General features: G+C 67.8%; 16 protein-coding genes and 6 pseudogenes. 12 read left to right on the top strand and 10 right to left on the bottom strand.

All coding sequences use genetic code 11. From position 1 onward, the window contains the following. Positions 1-360: 360 nt before the first annotated feature. Positions 361-684: pseudogene (locus tag OG574_RS49930) on the top strand (MerR family transcriptional regulator); the annotation flags it as partial. Here OG574_RS49930 and OG574_RS49925 read toward each other — a convergent pair. Together OG574_RS49925 and OG574_RS49920 are read right to left on the bottom strand one after the other, a co-directional pair. After that, positions 684-920 (bottom strand): annotated as a pseudogene (locus OG574_RS49925) (TraM recognition domain-containing protein); the annotation flags it as partial. The pseudogenes OG574_RS49930 and OG574_RS49925 sit on opposite strands and share 1 nt — an antisense overlap. A 46-nt stretch (positions 921-966) precedes the next feature. Beyond that, positions 967-1,410, bottom strand: a pseudogene (locus OG574_RS49920) (IS5 family transposase); the annotation flags it as partial. Between the two features lie 93 nt (positions 1,411-1,503). Between OG574_RS49920 and OG574_RS49915 the strand changes: the two are divergent. After that, positions 1,504-1,575: pseudogene (locus tag OG574_RS49915) on the top strand (GNAT family N-acetyltransferase); the annotation flags it as partial. A 182-nt stretch (positions 1,576-1,757) separates the two neighbouring features. Here OG574_RS49915 and OG574_RS49910 read toward each other — a convergent pair. Further along, complete coding sequence (locus OG574_RS49910; protein WP_326779484.1) at positions 1,758-1,964, bottom strand: hypothetical protein; 207 nt, start codon at positions 1,962-1,964, stop codon at positions 1,758-1,760. A gap of 71 nt (positions 1,965-2,035) precedes the next feature. Further along, a complete protein-coding gene (locus OG574_RS49905) occupies positions 2,036-2,839 on the bottom strand; it encodes a Cof-type HAD-IIB family hydrolase (RefSeq protein ID WP_326779018.1) in 804 nt (267 codons plus the stop codon). A 357-nt stretch (positions 2,840-3,196) separates the two neighbouring features. On the opposite strand from OG574_RS49905, the pseudogene OG574_RS52980 reads away from it, so the two are divergent. Beyond that, positions 3,197-3,532, top strand: a pseudogene (locus OG574_RS52980) (ROK family protein); the annotation flags it as partial. Between the two features lie 68 nt (positions 3,533-3,600). Then, positions 3,601-3,912, top strand: coding sequence for a hypothetical protein (locus OG574_RS52975; RefSeq protein ID WP_442816981.1), 312 nt, complete (start codon positions 3,601-3,603; stop codon positions 3,910-3,912). 679 nt (positions 3,913-4,591) lie between these two features. Here OG574_RS52975 and OG574_RS49895 read toward each other — a convergent pair. Further along, positions 4,592-5,131 carry a gluconokinase gene (locus tag OG574_RS49895; RefSeq protein ID WP_326779017.1) on the bottom strand — a complete coding sequence of 180 codons (540 nt, stop codon included), beginning with the start codon at positions 5,129-5,131 and terminating at the stop codon, positions 4,592-4,594. Positions 5,132-5,392: 261 nt separating this feature from the next. Between OG574_RS49895 and OG574_RS49890 the strand changes: the two genes are divergently transcribed. Then, positions 5,393-6,229 carry an SDR family oxidoreductase gene (locus tag OG574_RS49890; protein WP_326779016.1) on the top strand — a complete coding sequence of 279 codons (837 nt, stop codon included), beginning with the start codon at positions 5,393-5,395 and terminating at the stop codon, positions 6,227-6,229. Positions 6,230-6,280: 51 nt separating this feature from the next. After that, positions 6,281-7,153 (top strand): annotated as a pseudogene (locus OG574_RS49885) (cytochrome ubiquinol oxidase subunit I); the annotation flags it as partial. 183 nt (positions 7,154-7,336) lie between these two features. Here OG574_RS49885 and OG574_RS49880 read toward each other — a convergent pair. Genes OG574_RS49880 through OG574_RS49870 form a run of 3 tightly spaced genes read right to left on the bottom strand, consistent with a single transcriptional unit; the run spans position 7,337 to position 9,062 of the window. Beyond that, on the bottom strand, positions 7,337-7,687 hold the full coding sequence (locus tag OG574_RS49880; protein WP_326779015.1) for a hypothetical protein: 351 nt from the start codon (positions 7,685-7,687) through the stop codon (positions 7,337-7,339). A 47-nt stretch (positions 7,688-7,734) separates the two neighbouring features. Next, positions 7,735-8,205, bottom strand: coding sequence for a hypothetical protein (locus OG574_RS49875; protein WP_326779014.1), 471 nt, complete (start codon positions 8,203-8,205; stop codon positions 7,735-7,737). A 50-nt stretch (positions 8,206-8,255) separates the two neighbouring features. Further along, positions 8,256-9,062: a class II aldolase/adducin family protein gene (locus OG574_RS49870; RefSeq protein ID WP_326779013.1), complete on the bottom strand. Its 807-nt coding sequence runs from the start codon at positions 9,060-9,062 to the stop codon at positions 8,256-8,258. Between the two features lie 94 nt (positions 9,063-9,156). Here OG574_RS49870 and OG574_RS49865 point away from each other — a divergent pair, with 94 nt between their 5' ends. Continuing rightward, the gene (locus OG574_RS49865; protein WP_442816973.1) at positions 9,157-9,750 is read left to right on the top strand and encodes a TetR/AcrR family transcriptional regulator; all 594 of its coding nucleotides are present in this window, start codon (positions 9,157-9,159) and stop codon (positions 9,748-9,750) included. A 4-nt stretch (positions 9,751-9,754) separates the two neighbouring features. Here OG574_RS49865 and OG574_RS49860 read toward each other — a convergent pair whose 3' ends face one another. Beyond that, positions 9,755-10,114, bottom strand: coding sequence for a hypothetical protein (locus OG574_RS49860; RefSeq protein ID WP_326779011.1), 360 nt, complete (start codon positions 10,112-10,114; stop codon positions 9,755-9,757). A 14-nt stretch (positions 10,115-10,128) separates the two neighbouring features. Here OG574_RS49860 and OG574_RS49855 point away from each other — a divergent pair, with 14 nt between their 5' ends. From OG574_RS49855 to OG574_RS49845, 3 genes are all read left to right on the top strand, one after another. Then, the gene (locus OG574_RS49855; protein WP_326779010.1) at positions 10,129-10,335 is read left to right on the top strand and encodes a hypothetical protein; all 207 of its coding nucleotides are present in this window, start codon (positions 10,129-10,131) and stop codon (positions 10,333-10,335) included. Between the two features lie 357 nt (positions 10,336-10,692). Further along, complete coding sequence (locus OG574_RS49850; RefSeq protein ID WP_326779009.1) at positions 10,693-10,977, top strand: hypothetical protein; 285 nt, start codon at positions 10,693-10,695, stop codon at positions 10,975-10,977. Then, positions 10,974-11,378, top strand: coding sequence for a hypothetical protein (locus tag OG574_RS49845; RefSeq protein WP_326779008.1), 405 nt, complete (start codon positions 10,974-10,976; stop codon positions 11,376-11,378). The genes OG574_RS49850 and OG574_RS49845 overlap by 4 nt, the downstream gene beginning before the upstream one ends. A gap of 295 nt (positions 11,379-11,673) precedes the next feature. Here the strand turns inward: OG574_RS49845 and OG574_RS49840 are convergent, their stop codons facing one another. Then, positions 11,674-12,690 carry a LacI family DNA-binding transcriptional regulator gene (locus OG574_RS49840; RefSeq protein WP_326779007.1) on the bottom strand — a complete coding sequence of 339 codons (1,017 nt, stop codon included), beginning with the start codon at positions 12,688-12,690 and terminating at the stop codon, positions 11,674-11,676. Between the two features lie 189 nt (positions 12,691-12,879). Here OG574_RS49840 and OG574_RS49835 point away from each other — a divergent pair, with 189 nt between their 5' ends. Next, positions 12,880-14,193 carry an MFS transporter gene (locus OG574_RS49835; protein ID WP_326779006.1) on the top strand — a complete coding sequence of 438 codons (1,314 nt, stop codon included), beginning with the start codon at positions 12,880-12,882 and terminating at the stop codon, positions 14,191-14,193. A gap of 88 nt (positions 14,194-14,281) precedes the next feature. Further along, positions 14,282-16,150: a sulfatase-like hydrolase/transferase gene (locus OG574_RS49830; protein WP_326779005.1), complete on the top strand. Its 1,869-nt coding sequence runs from the start codon at positions 14,282-14,284 to the stop codon at positions 16,148-16,150. Positions 16,151-16,242 lie beyond the last annotated feature (92 nt).

Genomic DNA, 16,242 nt, shown 5'->3' with positions numbered 1-16,242 from the left:
TGGCGCTGTCACAGGTCACTGAGCAGTTCGCAACACCAGCAGTACGCAGTAGCGCAGTACCAGCAGTATCAAGTCCCCCTGTTTAGTGAGTGGTTGATCACCGAGGGAAGAACGGAGGAACGAGCGCCATCAGGATCGCCCGGGTGGAGTGTTGAGCCCGGGTACCGCAGGACATCGATAGTGAGGTGGTCTCCGGTCAAGCAACCGCGATCCCCGTGTCCCCGACGACTCCCAGGTCGGGTCAGCGGACACAGAAGGCCGGCGCAGTTCCGGGGCCGGCAGATGGTGTGAATGTTCCTTCGGGGCCCTGGTGCCATTTGGCACCAGGGCCCCTCAAGCGTGTTCCACGGAGAGGTGCAAATGACAGCAGACGACTCGTTCGACCGTCTCGAGGACGAGGACTACCCCGCCTACACGATGGGCCGGGCCGCCGAAATGCTCGGCACCACCCAGGGCTTCCTCCGTGCCATCGGTGAAGCCCGTCTCATCACCCCGCTGCGCTCCGAGGGCGGCCACCGCCGCTACTCTCGCTACCAGCTGCGCATCGCCGCGCGCGCCCGGGAACTCGTCGATCAGGGCACCCCCATCGAGGCCGCCTGCCGCATCATCGTCCTCGAGGACCAACTCGAAGAGGCCCAGCGCATCAACGCCGAATACCGCCGCGCCGCCGAGTCGGGTTCACCGATGGCGTCCGCGGCGAGGATGCGTTCCTGTCGCATGGACACGGATGTGGACTTGCCGGACTCCGAGGTCGAGGTGGACGTCGCCTCGACGTCGTGGTCGCCGATCAGCCGGGACAGCTTGTCCGCGAAGTCGGGGTCATCGATTTCGGACCCGATGATCTTGATGGTGGAGGCGGACTACATGGCGTCCATGCCCGCGTCGCCCCAGAATTTCTGGCCCTGTCTGTAACTCTGCAGGTGATAAATGAGAGGGCCACTCGGGTGAGCGAGACACTAAGAGGTCCTAACAAAGGCGTTGGACGTGGCGGTGGGTGATGAGGCAGGTGGCAAGTCCGAGGAAGGCCTCGTGGATGTCGTCGCGGCGTTCCCAGCGGATGCGTAGGCGGCGGAAGCCGTGCAGCCAGGAGATGGTGCGTTCGACGACCCAGCGGAAGACGCCCAGGCCGGTGCCGTGCGGGTGGCCACGCTCGGCGATCACTGGGCGGATACCGCGCTGCCAGAGGAGCCGCCGGTACTTGTCGTGGTCGTAGCCGCGGTCGGCGAAGAGCATGTCTGGTCGCCGTCGCGGTCGGCCGACAACACCAGCGACGGGTGGGATCTTGTCGAGCAGGGGCAGCAGTTGAGTGACGTCGTTGCGGTTTCCGCCGGTCAGCGACACCGCGAGTGGGATGCCCTGGCCGTCGGTGAGGACGTGATGCTTGCTGCCTGGTCGCGCGCGGTCGACCGGGGTAGTCGAGAATCCGGGACAGGGTGTCGGGCGTCTCGGTCGTGGTCAATTTTGGCGGGTCACCGGCGGGCACGTACTGGCGTACACCGGGATCGAAAGAACTTCGAACGCGCCGGGTACACCCACGCCGCCGACACCACCTCGGTCCTGGCCGGTCACAGATAAGGCTCACAACAGCCACGCGGACCGGGATGCCCGGCCCGCGGGGGAGCAGTAGTTGCGGCAGGCCGCCAAGTGCCGGGCCGCCCGTATGATCCCATGGCCCGCCGTGCCCCGTGAGGACGTCGGCACGGGGCCTCGCCGTCGTCAACCGGGCGCTGACGCATGCCCTACCCGCAGATCGAGCATCAGGGCCGCCTCCACTGTCCGCGGCGTCGCCGCGGACACACCCGCAGTGACAGCCCGCGGCGGGCCAACGCAGGCAGGAGGTAGGTGACGTTGGAGCCGGTGCCGGTGCCGGTGCCGGTGCCGGTGCCGAGGCCGACGGTCATGCCGTCCTCTATGAGCTCGGCCGCGGTCTCGGCGGCAAGCCGCTTCTCATGCTCGACGCTCATGGATGTCCTCCTCCTGCACCAGGCCGGGTCTCAGGCTCAGGGCAGCCAGACCCTGGCATGCAGTGACGGGGTCATAGGATGAACCGCTCGACCGCGTGCGCGAAACCCTCCTCCTCGTTGCTCGTCGTAACCCGCCTGGCCGCGCGCTGGACCTCGTGGCTGGCGTTGCCCATTGCGATGGACAGTCCCGAGTGGGCGAACATCAGCACGTCATTGGGCATGTCGCCGATCGTGGAGATCTGTTCGGGGGGAATCCGGAGCTTGGCGGACCAGTACCTGACGACACCGCCCTTGTTGGCCTGCGGATGGGTCACATCGAGGTAGTAGGGCTGCGAGCGTGCGGCCGAGACATGCTCGCCGAACTGCGCGCGAGCTGCGACCGCGGCCGCCTCTACGACCTGGTGGTCGTCGGAGACCCCGACGACCTTGGCGGCGCCCTGATCAAGCCCGTCGAAGTCGGGAACGAGCGTGGGCGCGAACTGCACCGTCCAGCGCTCGCGATCCACATGGGGCCCCTTCACGTCGCGGACGTACCAGTCGGCGCCCCGGTAGATCCAGACGCTGAGGCCGAACGACTCCATCAGCGCGACAATCGGGGCCACTACCTCCACGGGAATGACGTGCTGTTCGACAACGGTCATGTCCGGGTTGACGATGAGACCACCGTTGAAGGCGGCGAGTTCAGTGACCAGCGCCAAGGGCTCGACGATCATGGCCATGCCGCGGGGTGGTCTCCCGCTGGTCACCGCGAAGAGGACGCCGGCGTCGTGGAGCTTGTGGACCGCATGGACGGCGCGGTCGGTGAGGACCTTGTCGCTCGTGACCAATGTGCCGTCGACATCGGCAAGAAGCAGGCGGATCGGTTGGGTTGGCATCACGCCTCCGTAAGCTCTGGTCGCGGCCCCGGGGACCCGGGGGCGACGGCTCATGAATGCGGGGGACCTGCGGGACGGGTTCCCGGTCGGCTTGATTTCCGAAAGTTGCTGGAGGGTGCCGTCGCGGCTGGCGTGAGTCGCAGTCGCGTTCCTCTCGAACGGAGGGGAACGCTAATGCCCTTGTGGGTACGCAAGTATTGGATATACCCCCTAATCTTCGATATAACCTGATAAAGGTGACGTAGAGAATGTTGGGGGTATGTGTGAAAATTGGGAATTACGTGACGAAGCTCGTGAGGGCCTAGCGTCCAAGATTCACACAACACATTTTGGGCCAGCCCCTGAGGGGAGCGGGCAGTGGCGCAGGAAATTCACGATGCGGCGGCCCACGTGCTGGGAGTCGACATCGGCGGCACCGGTATCAAGGGAGCGGCGGTCGACCTCGAGCTCGGCAGCCTCGTCGGTGAGCGGGTTCGGATCCCGACCCCGCATCCGGCGACCCCGGGGGCAGTCGCGGACGTGGTCGTGACGGTGCTCTCCCAGATCGGTGTCCCAGGACCGGTCGGGTTGACGCTCCCGGCCGTCATCCGGGGCGGCAGAGTCCAGACGACGTCCAATATCGACCCGGCCTGGATGGAGACGGACGCGGCCCAGCTCTTCGCACGAGTGACCGGCCGCGATGTGAGGGTGGTGAACGACGCCGACGCGGCCGGGATCGCCGAGATGCGCTTCGGCGCCGGGAAGGGGCCGACGGGTTCCTGGTGCCCAACAGCGAGCTGGGGCACCCGCCGCTGCACCACGGGGATGCCGAGGACTGGGCCGCGGAGTCGGTGTGCGAGCACGACGACCTGTCCTGGAAGAAGTGGGCGCACCGTCTGGAGAGGTATCTCGAGGTTGTCCAACGGCTGCTGTGGCCCGACCTGATCATCATCGGCGGCGGCGTCAGCAAGAAGGCCGACAAGTTCCTGCCGCACATCGAGCTCAGGACCGAGATCGTGCCGGCTCAGCTGTTCAACGATGCGGGCATTGTCGGCGCGGCGCTCTTCGCCCCGGCCGGGGTAGGGCAACCCTAGCCCTCCGCGGTCGATATGACGGCCCGAGGCAGCACCTTCAGGGGGCTGGCGTTGAGCAACAACGTTTGCGCCTGATCCGCGATCAGGTGCTGCGCTATCTGGCCGGGGAGCGCTTGGAGAACACCGTGACGATCGTCCCGCGGTGAAGTGCGACCGGCTCGCAGAGCCAATCGGGTGATAGGAGCTGTGTCCGGCGGTCATAGGGGGCGCGGTGCGTGCGGGCGCGGTCGAATCCCACCGGCTCCATGTGCCAATGGGGAGGACGACCGCTATGACCGGCGAGGACATCCTCCTGGGTATCGCCCTGACCGTAGCCCTCGCGACGGGATCGCAGATCCTGGCCAACAAGCTGCATGTCACGTAGAGTTCGCCGTCACGGAGATCCGGGATTACGGCGCGACCTCCGTTAAGGTCTGCCGCCGCCTTCGGGTCCTGCTCGAGGGACTTCTCGCAGCCCTGCCCACGGAGTGCGGGCCTGCTCTGCGCGCCGAGCTCAGCCTAGTCGACGAAGCGGTCGACAGGTCGTTCACCGACCCGCTCCGCCGTGCCGGTGCGCGGGCGGCGGACTCTCAGGGCATCAGGGGACGGCCGGTCCAGATCGTGCCTCCCGATGCCCCGCCACGTGAGGACTCCGGCAAGTAGGTGGCTGACGTTCCTCGTCCCCGGCGGCCCACACCAGTCAGTGGGGCCCGCGGGTTTCGAAGTCCGTGAGAGCGGCTTCGGCAGCGTCGATGATCTCCCCGGTGCCGGGGGTGGCATCGATGGCCATCCCTGGCTCGTCGTCCCGCAGCGGTTCCAGGTCCGCGTACTGGGATTCGAGGAGAGCGGCCGGCATGAAGTGCCCGGTCCGCTGGGTGATCCGCTCCCGGGCGACGTCGGGTTCCAGGGTCAGGTACAGGAACCACACGCCGTCGTCGACCGCGCGGATGAGGCGGCGGTACCGGTATTTGAGGGCCGAGCACGAGATGACCATGCCCTGACCGTTCTGAGTCGCCATCCGGGCCCGGACGGCGATGGCACGGAGCCATGGAGCGCGGTCTTGGTCATCCAGCGGCTCGCAGGCCGACATCTTCGCGATGTTCGACGGTGGGTGGAGGTCATCGCCCTCCACGAACGGCACACTGCGGCGGTCGGCGAGCAGTCGGCCCAGCGTCGTCTTGCCCGAGCCGGACACGCCCGTCACGACGATGACGGTCGGTGTCGTGGCCGATCCCACCATGCTGCTCCTCACGGTTGGTCTCCGAAGCCGCTTACCAGCCCAGGTTCCCGTAGCGGCGCCTGGCCGGTTACACACATCGCCGCGCAGCAGCCGCTGTGTACCCGGACGCGGCACGTCTGACGGTCCGACACACGGCGTACTGCCCCGCACGGGGGACTGCGTTGCGCCCGATGGATGAGCGCACAGCGAGCCTGGCATGGGGGCCCGACGGATGCATGAAGGGTGCCGCGGTAGCGAACGGCATTCGATGAGGGAGAGACCATGGCTTCGGCTACGGATGAGCGGCGGCCCGCCCTGCCACCTTTGCTGCGCGGGCAGAAGGCCCTGGTGACCGGCGCGAACTCGGGCATTGGCAAAGCCACCGCGATCGGTCTGGGCCGGGCCGGCGCGGACGTCGTCGTGAACTACGTGTTCGGCCGTGAGGCGGCGGACGAGGTCGTGGAGGAGATCAAGTCGTTCGGTGTGCGGTCGTACGCGCACGAGGCGGACGTCTCGGACGAGGGCCAAGTCGTCGCCATGGTCGCGCGGATGGTGCAGGAGTTCGGCACGATCGACATCCTGGTCGCCAATGCCGGCCTACAGCGGGATGCCGCCAGCCTGGAGATGACGCTGGGCCAGTGGAAGAAGGTGCTGGAGGTCAACCTGACCGGCCAGTTCCTGTGCGCCCGCGAGGCCGCCAAGGAGTTCGTGCGCCGGGGCGTGGTGCCTGAGGTGTCCCGGGCGGCCGGGAAGATCGTCTGTATGAGCTCCGTCCACCAGATCATTCCCTGGTCGGGCCACGCCAACTACGCCGCCTCCAAGGGCGGCATCCTGATGATGATGCAGACGCTGGCGCAGGAGCTCGCTCCCCAGGGCATCCGAGTCAACGCTGTTGCCCCCGGCGCCATCCGTACTTCGATCAACAAGAGCGCCTGGGAGACCCCTGAGGCCGAGGCCGATCTCCTCAAACTGATCCCGTATCGCCGGGTCGGTGACCCCGACGACATTGCGCAGGCGGTGACGGTGCTCGCCTCCGACCTCCTGGACTATGTGGTCGGCTCGACGATCTACGTAGACGGCGGGATGACGCTCTTCCCCGGCTTCGCGACGGGAGGCTGACTCGCGGTGGAGATCGCCACGCAGCTTCTCGGCAGTACCCCGCCGCAACTTCTGCCCGCCCGAGAGCTGATGGCTTTCACTTTGGCGTCGCACATCATGCTGGTGCCGTTCGGGGTGGCACTGCCGTTCATCACCCTGGTGATGCACTACCGCGGGCTGCGCCGCAAAGATGAGACCGCGCTGCTGCTGGCTCGGCGGTGGTCGGCGGTGATGGCCGTGCAGTTCGCAGTCGGCATCGTCACCGGAACGGTCCTGTCCTTCGAGTTCGGGCTGCTGTGGCCCGGCATGATGGGACGGTGGGGAGACGTCTTCGGGACTCGGGTTCGGTGTCGAGAGCTGGGCGTTCTTCCTGGAAGCCATCCTGATCGCGATCTACCTCTAGGGGTGGCGCCGGCTCAAGCCGTGGACTCATTTCTGGCTTGCCGCCCCGCTGCCGCTGGCCGCCCTGCTGGGAGCCTTCGGGATCATCGCCGCGAACTCGTGGATGAACACCCCGCAGGGCTTCTCCCTCGACAAGGACGGCAACCCGGTCAACGTGGATGTCCGGCGGGCCGTCTTCACCCCCATCTTCGGGCCGGAGTACTGGCACTTCGTCATCGCCATGTTCCTTACCGCGGGGTACGTGGTCGCCGGCGTCTACGCGGTGGGCTGGCTGCGCGGGCGCCGCGACCGCTATCACCGTCTCGGCTTCACCGTGCCGTTCACCCTTGCCGCAATCGTGACCCCCGTGCAGTTCTTCCTCTGACCACATCGCACGCCAGATCTTCCACAAGCACGGTGTGGGGCGACCGCGCCACGTCCGACCCGGGGAGCCTGCACGAGTACGCCAACCGCGAGTGGCACGGCCAGCCGGTCAAGTTCGCTGCCGCTGAGCTCGTCTGGAAGACCGACACCCACGTCCCCGAGTATCTCTTCGGCCGCCTTCCCTTCAACTCGGTCCATGTAGTGTCCGCGGCCTGCTCAGCCAGTGCGATGCGGGCGTTCGGCACGGCGCTGTAGCTGCCGATCCACGATCGGAACTTGCGCTCCGCCGTTGCGAGGTTCGACCACCGGCCATCCATGACCGTGCGGCCCCCGGTCGTCGTGAGCGTGAGGCGGTAGCGGTGGTCACCCATGGGCGCACTCCGCTTCGGTGAGTGGGGCGGTGAGGAGTGCGGCCTCGACGCAGGCCTGCCGTACCGCGTACCGAAGGGTAGCCAGCGGTTGCGACTCGGGCGCGCGCGTCGCGGCCGTCTTGGTGGTGGCGATCATGTGGGGCGTGCACGTGTCGATCCAGCGCGAGCCGGCCTGGGGGACGTCGACGATTCGGGTGGCCGTCGCGGGCCGGCCGCAGGCGACGCACGGCTGAGAGGTGCGGCCGATCCTGGCGAAGGCCTCCGCTCCACTGGTCGTGTCCGGAGCGGGCGGGAGCTGACGGGGGTCCACGTTCAAGATCCGCAGCGTGCTGCTGACGTCCATCGCTGCTCCGTTTTGTTCGCCCCCTGGCTGCCGAGTTCGGCGAGCAGTCATAGTATCGAACACATGAACGACTCCGGTGCTCCGACACGCCTCGACCTGCTGCGCTTCCTGGAGCGTGTGCAGCTCGGAGACCTGGACCGCACCCGCAAGTGGATCGCCGCCGAGGTACATGAGCCTCGGATAGAGCCCGGCGTCCACTCGTTGTGGACGAACATCGCGGCAGCGGTGATGACGCCCCAGGTGACGGAGATACGTCCGATCCACCACCGCGGTCCGACCTTGTGCAGAACGAGGTTGCTGGGGATTTCCGGAAGCATGTAGCTGATGAAGAAGATGCCGGTGCCCAGACCGTAGGCGGCGGCGGACAACCCGATGTCCGCCCCCAGCGAGTCCTTTGCCATGGCGATGTTCGCCTTGTCGATGCGGGCCGTGAAATACACGACCATCAGCAAGGGAATGAGATGGGTCATGACTTTCCTGGCTGCCTGATCGCGCAAGTTCGTCTGCGGTGTGCTCATCCTGGCCTCCTGGGACCGGCCTTGCCGGGGGCGGCGGGCTCGCCGATGTGCTACTCGAAGAGGTCGGGTTCTTCCCGGACGATCTCGTCCCACAGGGGACGCAGCTGGAACCACCCCGAAAGTGGGGTGCCGATCTGTTCCCGGACCACGACCGCACTGTCGTGGTCGATGTGCTTGGGGGTGCCGGCGGCCATCGCGAGAAGTTGTGCCTGGCAGGAACGCTCCATGGTGATGAACCACCAGGCCGCTTCCGGAACGGTCTGCCCCACGGTGAGGTTTCCGTGGTTCTGGAGGATGACGGCCTTGTGCGGGCCGAGCGCCCGCCCGATGCGCCGGCCCTCCTCGGTGTCGTTGACGACACCTTGGTAATCCGCGTAGAGGCCGTGGTCCTCGTAGAAGGCGCAGGCGTCCTGGGTCAGAGGGGCGAGGCGGACTCCCAGGCTGGAGAAGGCTTTGCCGTACGTCGAGTGGGCGTGGGCGGCGGCGACGACGTCGGGGCGGGCGCGGTGCACCTCGGAGTGGATGCAGAACGCCGCGCGGTTCACCGGGCGCTTTCCCTCCACGACATTGCCCGCGCCGTCGACCAGAAGCAGGTCGGAGACCCGGATGTGCCGGAAGCTCATGCCGAACGGGTTGACCCAGAAGCGGTCCGGGTCGCCGGGATCGCGTGCGGTGATGTGCCCGGCGACTCCCTCGCCGAAGCCGAGCTTGCCGAACAGCCGGAACGACGCGGCGAGTTCCTGCTTGCGCAGCTGCCGCTCGTCTTCGACCGACAGCCCGGCCGGACGCAGATTCAGAGCCGCGATCTGTTCTTCGGTGCCAAGAGCCGCCTGCGTGTCGGCTGCGAGTGTCTCCATGGAGCCCTCCATAAAATACGTACCTGTTCATTTATGGCTGGCCGGTACTCTGGCACGCGCCGCAGGCACCGTCAATGGATCGGGGAGGATGCCCATGGCGAAGGGTGCGCAGACTCGCGCGCGAAGCGTGTCGAGACTGCAGGCAGCGGCGCTCGAGGTGTTCGCGGAGCGCGGCTTCCACGGCGCGTCGATCGAAGAGATCTGCACGCGAGCCGGGCTGTCGCGAGGGGCGTTCTACTCGAACTTCGAGGACAAGGAAGCCCTGTTCTTCGCCCTGTTCGACGAACACGCCGACCGTGAGGTGGCCCGCCTGGACGCGGCGATCTCGGATGCCTCGACGGTCGAGGAGGCACTCGACGGCCTGACGGGCGACGGGAACAGCGACGAGGAACGCCTGTGGTTCCTCGCGTCCACGGAGTTCACTCTCCACGCGATCCGGCACCCGCAGACCGCTGAGCGGCTTGCCGAGCACGATCGCCGGCTGCGGGACCGGCTCACCGAACTCCTCACGGGGTTCTTCGCACGCGTCGGGCGGCACGGGAACCCGGACCTCGACTCGCTCGCCCGGTTGCTCATCGCCCTCCACGAAGGCGCATTGATGCAGTCCCTCGTCGAACCCGACCGGCTGCCACCGGGTGCATTGCAGCGCAGGTTTCTGCCGGCGATCCTGAGGGCCGAGGACTACTAGGCGGTCAGGGCTGCGCGTCCACGGCGGCGAGTTCCGCGGCGATGGCCCGGAGAAGGTCGCGAGGGATGAGCCCCACCGCGAGCGCGGCGATCTGGAGCAGGGACAACTCCGCTGCCATGCGCGTGAACGGACCGTCCAGGAGTGCCGCGAAGTGCGCACGCAGGATGCGCTCGCCCTCGGCGTGCTCGTGCAGGTCGCGCAGCGGGACGTGGACGCTGAGCGGGCCGGCGGGGAAGTCCTCCGGGCGGGGCCTCGCCCGCAGCCGCCAAGCCGCCCGGGAAGAGCAACAGCGCCGCGCGGAGCGGGAAGCTGCGGAGCGGGAGGCACAGCGGCCGGTGTGCGCGGACTGCGGGCGGAAGTTCACCGACGACCGGACGGTTGGAGGCAACGGACTTCCGGAACTGGCAAAACCCCGAGTCGCACCCGCACCTGTGCGAGGACTGCCAGAGCCGGGCCGTCGCAGTCGAGCAGCAGGCCGAAGCCGACGAACGCGACCGGCAGGAGCAGGAGCGCCTTTGCCAGGAGCAGGAAGCCGAGCAGGCAGCGCAGAAGGCCGGTGGCTGGCTCTCCCGCTTCCGCACCTGACCCCGGCACGCCGTGGCGACCGACCACGCGGGCAAGCCCAAGGAGCCCAAGGAGCCCAAGGAGCCCAAGGATGTCTGGGCAAGCCCGTGTTGTCGGTGACGCCTGGAACGCTGGATGGACGGCGATGAGCAGCTGTTGCGCGGCCGGGGCTATGGCCGTGACCACGACGACCCCAACCCGGGCCCGCTCCCGCACCGGACCTACGCCACGCTCATCGGCGGGAGTAGGTAGCGGCTGTGCAGCCACACGGGCCTTCGATCGCTGGACCTCCGGCCAGGCGACAAGCTGGCTGAGCAGGGTTGCACGTGCACCGGTACATCGGGCCCTTAGCATCTATAGAGCGTCTATAGTGAGTGCATGGCTACGACGACGATTCAGGTGTCGCGCGAGGTGCGGGACCACCTGGCCACGCTCGCAAAGGAGCGCGGCCTGAGCCTGGGGCAGCTGGTCGAGGCGCTCGCCGCTGACCAGCCCACCGCGGCACAGCGCGCCGAACGGCTGGCCGCGGACCGCGAGGTCGTGCGCCGCCTGATCGGCCTCGAGCTCAGCGACGAGGACTTCGACCAGGCCCCCGACGTCCTCGCCAACATCCACAAGATCGCAGCCTCCAAGGCGGCTCACCCTGTTCAGGACACTGCGTGATCATCCTCGACACCAGCGCCGTCACGGCCCTGGCGACCGGGCATAAGGCCCTGAACCTGCTGGCCGGCAACATGGCCCGCACCCCCTCCCCGGGCGACCAGCTGCGCCTGCCGGCCCTGTGTCTGATGCAGGCCGAAGCCGACGAAGCACATCTGCACCGCCGGGTCCTGGCCTTCTCCAGCGTCGCCGTCGACCCGCTCGACACCATCTCCGCCGCCACCGTCGGCGCCATGATCCGCGACGGATACGGGGGCCCGGACACCTGCCACGCCCTGTACTGCGCGCTGCCGCGCGCGGAGTTCACCGGCATGTCGATCCTGCTCACCGAGCACGAGGACCGCTATCCGCCCGGGGTAGTGACGGTCGATATCAACGCGCCGGGCATGCTCGGCTTCCACTGACCGGTTCCGTGCGAGAAGTAGACCGAGTACGGCAACCCCGCTACCTTGCGGCTGGTGAATGTCTGAGCGAGGACTCAGGGGCCAAATTCGCACCGCGCGGCGAGGGTAAGTGCGCGACGGGAATGGGTCCTCGTGCTTCTGTCGGCTGATCTCTGCCTTGGTTGTCTGCCTTGATTGCGGGAGTGCCAGTGCAGGTCAGGTGATCTGGCGGACGGGCGCGATGCACAGTCCGCCGACCACCACCATGGCCGGGCCGAACAGCGCCGGGTAGCCAAAGGCCGGCACGAGGCGAGTTTCAGCCCGACTCTCCGGCGACCAGATGAGGGCGCACGGCGGCGATGATCTCGTCGTGGTCGATGTCCTGGCCGTCGATCAGGCGGCGGATTGACGCTGCCACCACGCGGGCAATGCCGGGGGTCGGCACGTGTGTGGAGGTAAGCCGCGGACGCAGGACCTTGCCGAGAGGGAAATTGCCCGAGCCGACGACGGAGATGTCCTCCGGTACCCGCAGGCCGGTGTCACGCAGCACCTGGATGAGGGTGAGTGCGAACTCGTCGTTGTATGCGTACACGCCGCTGGGGCGGCGGGCGGGGTCACGCCACGCGGCGGCCGTCGCGGCGAGGCTGTCGGTGGACAACTCGCAGTCCACACGCTCTACCGGTACGCCGGCAGCAGCAGCGACCGCCTGGACGGCGGCGAAGCGCGGCTGCCCGAGCTCGGCGAGCGGACCGCTGGGCACCAGACAGGCCAGTCGGTCGTGCCCGCGGCCGAGCAGGTACTCGGCCGCGCAACGTGCCACCGCGGAACGGTCTTCGGGCACCGCGGGCGCCCTGCCGTCGGGTACGTCACCGATCAGCAGGATCGCGTCGACGCCTGCGCGACGCAGGAGGCGCACGGAGGAGGCCGGACAGCGCTGGGCGTTCGCCAGCACCGCGGCCGGGCGCAGTTCGGCCCAGGCGCGCGCGCCTTCGTCGCCGGCTGCGGTGCGGTCTCCGTGGATCAACAGACACAGATCGCGGGCTTCCAGCTCCTGGCTCAGGTGCTCGACGAATGTGTCCGTGGCCGGGCTGGCCGGGAGTTGCCACATGGGCATCAACACGATGTTGCTGCGCCCGGCGCGGAGCATCCGCGCGCTGGCGTTCGGCGCGTAGCCGAGGTCCCGTACTGCCGACAGGACACGACGTCGTGTCTCCTCGCTGATGCCCTGGTCGGTCCGGCCGTTGAGGACGTAGGACACGGTCGTTCGTGACACCCCTGCCCGGTGTGCGACGTCAGCGCTGGTGGGGCGTCCGGTCGGGGGGGCGGGGGTCATGGCCGATCGGCTCCTTGGGTCCACGGAAGTTCCCTCTCGGGCTTCCCAAGCTTACTGACTCGTGTCAGGATACCCGACCAGCGGATCTGACACGTGTCAGGAGTCGTCGCATCCGCCATCGGGTCGCTCAGGTCGTCGCCGGTCTCCGCTCTCCCCGGACGACGTCACAACAACGCAGGAGGTGTCCGCATGGGCACGATCGAACCCACCAGAGCCGCAGCCGTCGCCGAGGACGGCGCGACGCGCCGGCAGGGGGCGGGCACGGCCTTGGCGCCCGAGGGTGCGCATGTCGGGCCGGGTTTCATCACGGCGATCACGGGCGCCTATTTCGGCACCTGGCTGGCCTTGCTGCCTGCCACCACGGTGACGTTGGCCCTGCGGGTGCAGCAGATCGCGCCGCACCACAAGGCATCGGCACTGTCGCTGGTCCTCACGACGGGGGCCGTCGTCGCACTGCTCGCCCAGAACATCTTCGGCGCCCTGTCGGACCGCACCACGAGCCGGTTCGGCATGCGGCGGCCATGGATCACCGCCGGGGCCCTCCTGGGCGTCCTCAGCCTCGGCCTGCTGGCCACCGCCTCCAGCGTGCCCATGATGGTGCTGGCCTGGGCCCTGGTCCAGCTGGCGTTCAACATCCTGCTCGCCGGCCTCAACCCGGTGATCCCGGACCACGTTCCCTCGGCGCAGATGGGCAGGGTCTCGGCGATCACCCAACTGACCAGCCAGCTCGGTGTCGTGGGCGGGGCGTTCCTGGCCCAGCTGTTCCTGCCCGACCTGACCCTGGCGATCCTCCTGCCGGGCCTGGTCTGCCTCGCCGGTGTCGGGATCTTCATGTTCGTGCTGCGTGACCGACGGCTGGATCCTGCCGACCGCCGGCCGCTGCGGCTGAAGACTCTCGTCCTCGCGTACTGGGTCAACCCTCGGACGGCGCCCGACTTCGCCTGGGCCTGGCTGTCGCGGTTCCTCATCTTCTGCGGCAGCGCCACGCTGGCCGGCTACCAGACGTACTTCCTGATGAGCCGGTTCGGCTACACCCAAAGCACGGTCGGTGAAGCCGTGTTCAAGGTCCTCCTCATCAACACGGTGGCCGTGGTGCTGACCAGCGTCCTCTTCGGCGCGATATCGGACCGACTCCGCCGGCGTAAGCCGTTCGTGATGATCTCGGCGAGCATCCTGGCACTGGCCCACGTCCTGGCCGCCTACTCCCACAGCATGCCGACCTACCTCGTCGCCACCGCCATCGGCGGCATCGCCACGGGCTGCTACCTGTCGGTGGACATGGCGCTGGTCACCGAAGTCCTGCCCTCACGGGACGAGACCGGCAAGGACATGGGCGTGTTCCACCTGGCGAACGTGCTGCCGCAGACCCTCGTACCGGCGGTGGCCCCGCTGTTCCTGGCGATCGGCGGCCACGGCGAGAACTACCCGGCGTTCTTCCTGGCCGGAGCGGTCATGGGCATCGCCGGCGCGCTGTGCATTCAGCGCGTGCGCTCGGTGCGCTGAACCCACGAGACAGCCCGACGACACCGCGGCCCGCCCACCGACGGGCCGGCCGCCCGTAGACGCAAGAGCAGCGAAGGAATGATGGCCCGTGACCGCGCACGACGAGCGCCCCAACATCTTGTGGATTGTGAGCGAGGACTGCCCGCCCCGGTTCGGATGCTACGGAGATCCTCACGCGACAACCCCGCATCTCGACGCACTGGCTGAACGCGGGGTGGTCTTCGACCACGCTTACAGCGCCGCGCCCGTGTGCGCACCGTCCCGGTTCGCGCTCATCACCGGGGTCGCCCCCGAAAGCAACGCACCGGCCAACCACATGAGGGCGGTCGCCGCGAAGCCAGCATGGATGCGCACGTACCCCGAGATCCTGCGCGACCTGGGTTACTACTGCACCAACAACGCCAAGACCGACTACAACGCCGCCATCGTCCCGGACGACATCTGGGACGAGTCCTCCCGGCAGGCGCACTGGAGCAACCGCCCGGACGGCACACCGTTCCTCGCCGTCTTCAACTACGACGCCACCCACGAAAGCGCCGTGTTCGCCCGGGACCCCTTCCTCGTCGACCCCGACGACATCCGCCTGCCCGCCTATCTGCCCGACATCCGCCCGATCCGCGAGGACTACGCCCAGTACTACAAGAACGTCGCCGAAATGGACGCCTTCGTCGGGACACTGCTCGCGCAACTGGAGGAGGACGGCCTGCTCGACCGCACGATCGTCATCCAGACCTCCGACCACGGCGGGGTCAACCCCCGCTCCAAGCGGTACTGCTACGACGAAGGCCTGCACGTGCCGTTGATCATCTCCGCGCCCGCACGGTACGCCGAACTGTTCCCCCGGCCCGGCACACGGATCGACGCTGCCGTGAGCACCATCCGCATCCCCGCGACCCTGGTCGACCTCGCCGGCGGCAAGATACCCCGCTACATGCAGGGACGCAGCCTTGCCCGAGCCGAGTTCGACCCGGCCGGCGAACTCGCCTTCGCCATGCGCAACCGGATGGACGAGCGCTACGACATGACACGAACGGTCCGGGACGCGCGCTACCGCTACATCAGGAACTATCACCCGCACCGCCCCTATGGACAGCACCAATGCTTCGCCTGGCTCGCCGCCGGATACCGGTCGTGGGAGAGGGAACACCGAGCGGGCCAACTCAACGACGTGCAGTCGGCGTTCTGGCACACCAAGCCGGGAGTCGAGCTCTACGACACCGTCGACGACCCCGACCAGGTCCGCAACCTTGCCGGCGATCCTGCCTACTCAGAGGTCGAAGAACGGCTGGCGCAGGCGCTGCGCACCCACATGCTCGACGTGCACGACAACGGATTCCTGCCGGAAGGCTCACCCGCGCAGGGCTACGACGCCAGCCGAGCACCCGGCACCTACCCGCTGACCCGGATCCTTGACGTCGCAGACGCCGTGCCCCGCCAGGACTTCGCTGAACTGCCGTGCTTCGTCGCCGCGTTGAGCGACTCGGACGCGACGGTTCGACGCTGGGGAGCCATCGGCGTGCTCACACTCGGCACGGCGGCGGCAGCCCGCACCGAAGGCCTCCTGCGCGCGATACTCGAAACCGAGACCGACGCCTTCGTCACCATCCCCTGCGCCGAAGCACTCGCCCGCTACTCGGCCGACACCGATGCCGCTGAGGAACTCGCCCGGCTTGCAGGACCCGGCCACCCCGGACCTGTTCGCATCGAGGCCCTCAACGCACTCACCCAACTGGAACCCAACACACTCCACCCACACCACCACGTCGTGGCCGCGGCAGCCGACGACGAAGACGAGTACGTGCGCGGAGCGGGCCTCTATCTCCTCTTCCAGATCGAAGGCACCTACACCCCCGAGACGTTGGTCTTCCGGTGGGACAAACTCGGCCTGCCCAAGAAGGATCTCGCAGCGTTCAATCCCCGGCTCCCTCAGGACAACGCTCCCAAGGACAGCCGCTAGAGGTGCTGTCGCGAAGCGCAAGCAGTTCGATTCCGGCACTCACTCAGATGCCTCCCGAAGTGGTGAACATCTGCTGTCGGTTCTCGGGTTCT

This window comes from Streptomyces sp. NBC_01445 (genome assembly GCF_035918235.1).
GTDB lineage: Bacteria > Actinomycetota > Actinomycetes > Streptomycetales > Streptomycetaceae > Streptomyces.
This window is presented reverse-complemented; position numbering and strand designations above follow the sequence as displayed.

Bases quoted from the DNA above. Each gene is read 5' to 3' on its own strand.
- OG574_RS49910 (WP_326779484.1), bottom strand. From the start codon at position 1,964: ATGAGCGTCGAGCATGAGAAGCGGCTTGCCGCCGAGACCGCGGCCGAG.
- OG574_RS49905 (WP_326779018.1), bottom strand. From the start codon at position 2,839: ATGCCAACCCAACCGATCCGCCTGCTTCTTGCCGATGTCGACGGCACA.
- OG574_RS49895 (WP_326779017.1), bottom strand. From the start codon at position 5,131: ATGGTGGGATCGGCCACGACACCGACCGTCATCGTCGTGACGGGCGTG.
- OG574_RS49890 (WP_326779016.1), top strand. From the start codon at position 5,393: ATGGCTTCGGCTACGGATGAGCGGCGGCCCGCCCTGCCACCTTTGCTG.
- OG574_RS49880 (WP_326779015.1), bottom strand. From the start codon at position 7,687: ATGGACGTCAGCAGCACGCTGCGGATCTTGAACGTGGACCCCCGTCAG.
- OG574_RS49875 (WP_326779014.1), bottom strand. From the start codon at position 8,205: ATGAGCACACCGCAGACGAACTTGCGCGATCAGGCAGCCAGGAAAGTC.
- OG574_RS49870 (WP_326779013.1), bottom strand. From the start codon at position 9,062: ATGGAGACACTCGCAGCCGACACGCAGGCGGCTCTTGGCACCGAAGAA.
- OG574_RS49865 (WP_442816973.1), top strand. From the start codon at position 9,157: ATGGCGAAGGGTGCGCAGACTCGCGCGCGAAGCGTGTCGAGACTGCAG.
- OG574_RS49850 (WP_326779009.1), top strand. From the start codon at position 10,693: ATGGCTACGACGACGATTCAGGTGTCGCGCGAGGTGCGGGACCACCTG.
- OG574_RS49840 (WP_326779007.1), bottom strand. From the start codon at position 12,690: ATGACCCCCGCCCCCCCGACCGGACGCCCCACCAGCGCTGACGTCGCA.
- OG574_RS49835 (WP_326779006.1), top strand. From the start codon at position 12,880: ATGGGCACGATCGAACCCACCAGAGCCGCAGCCGTCGCCGAGGACGGC.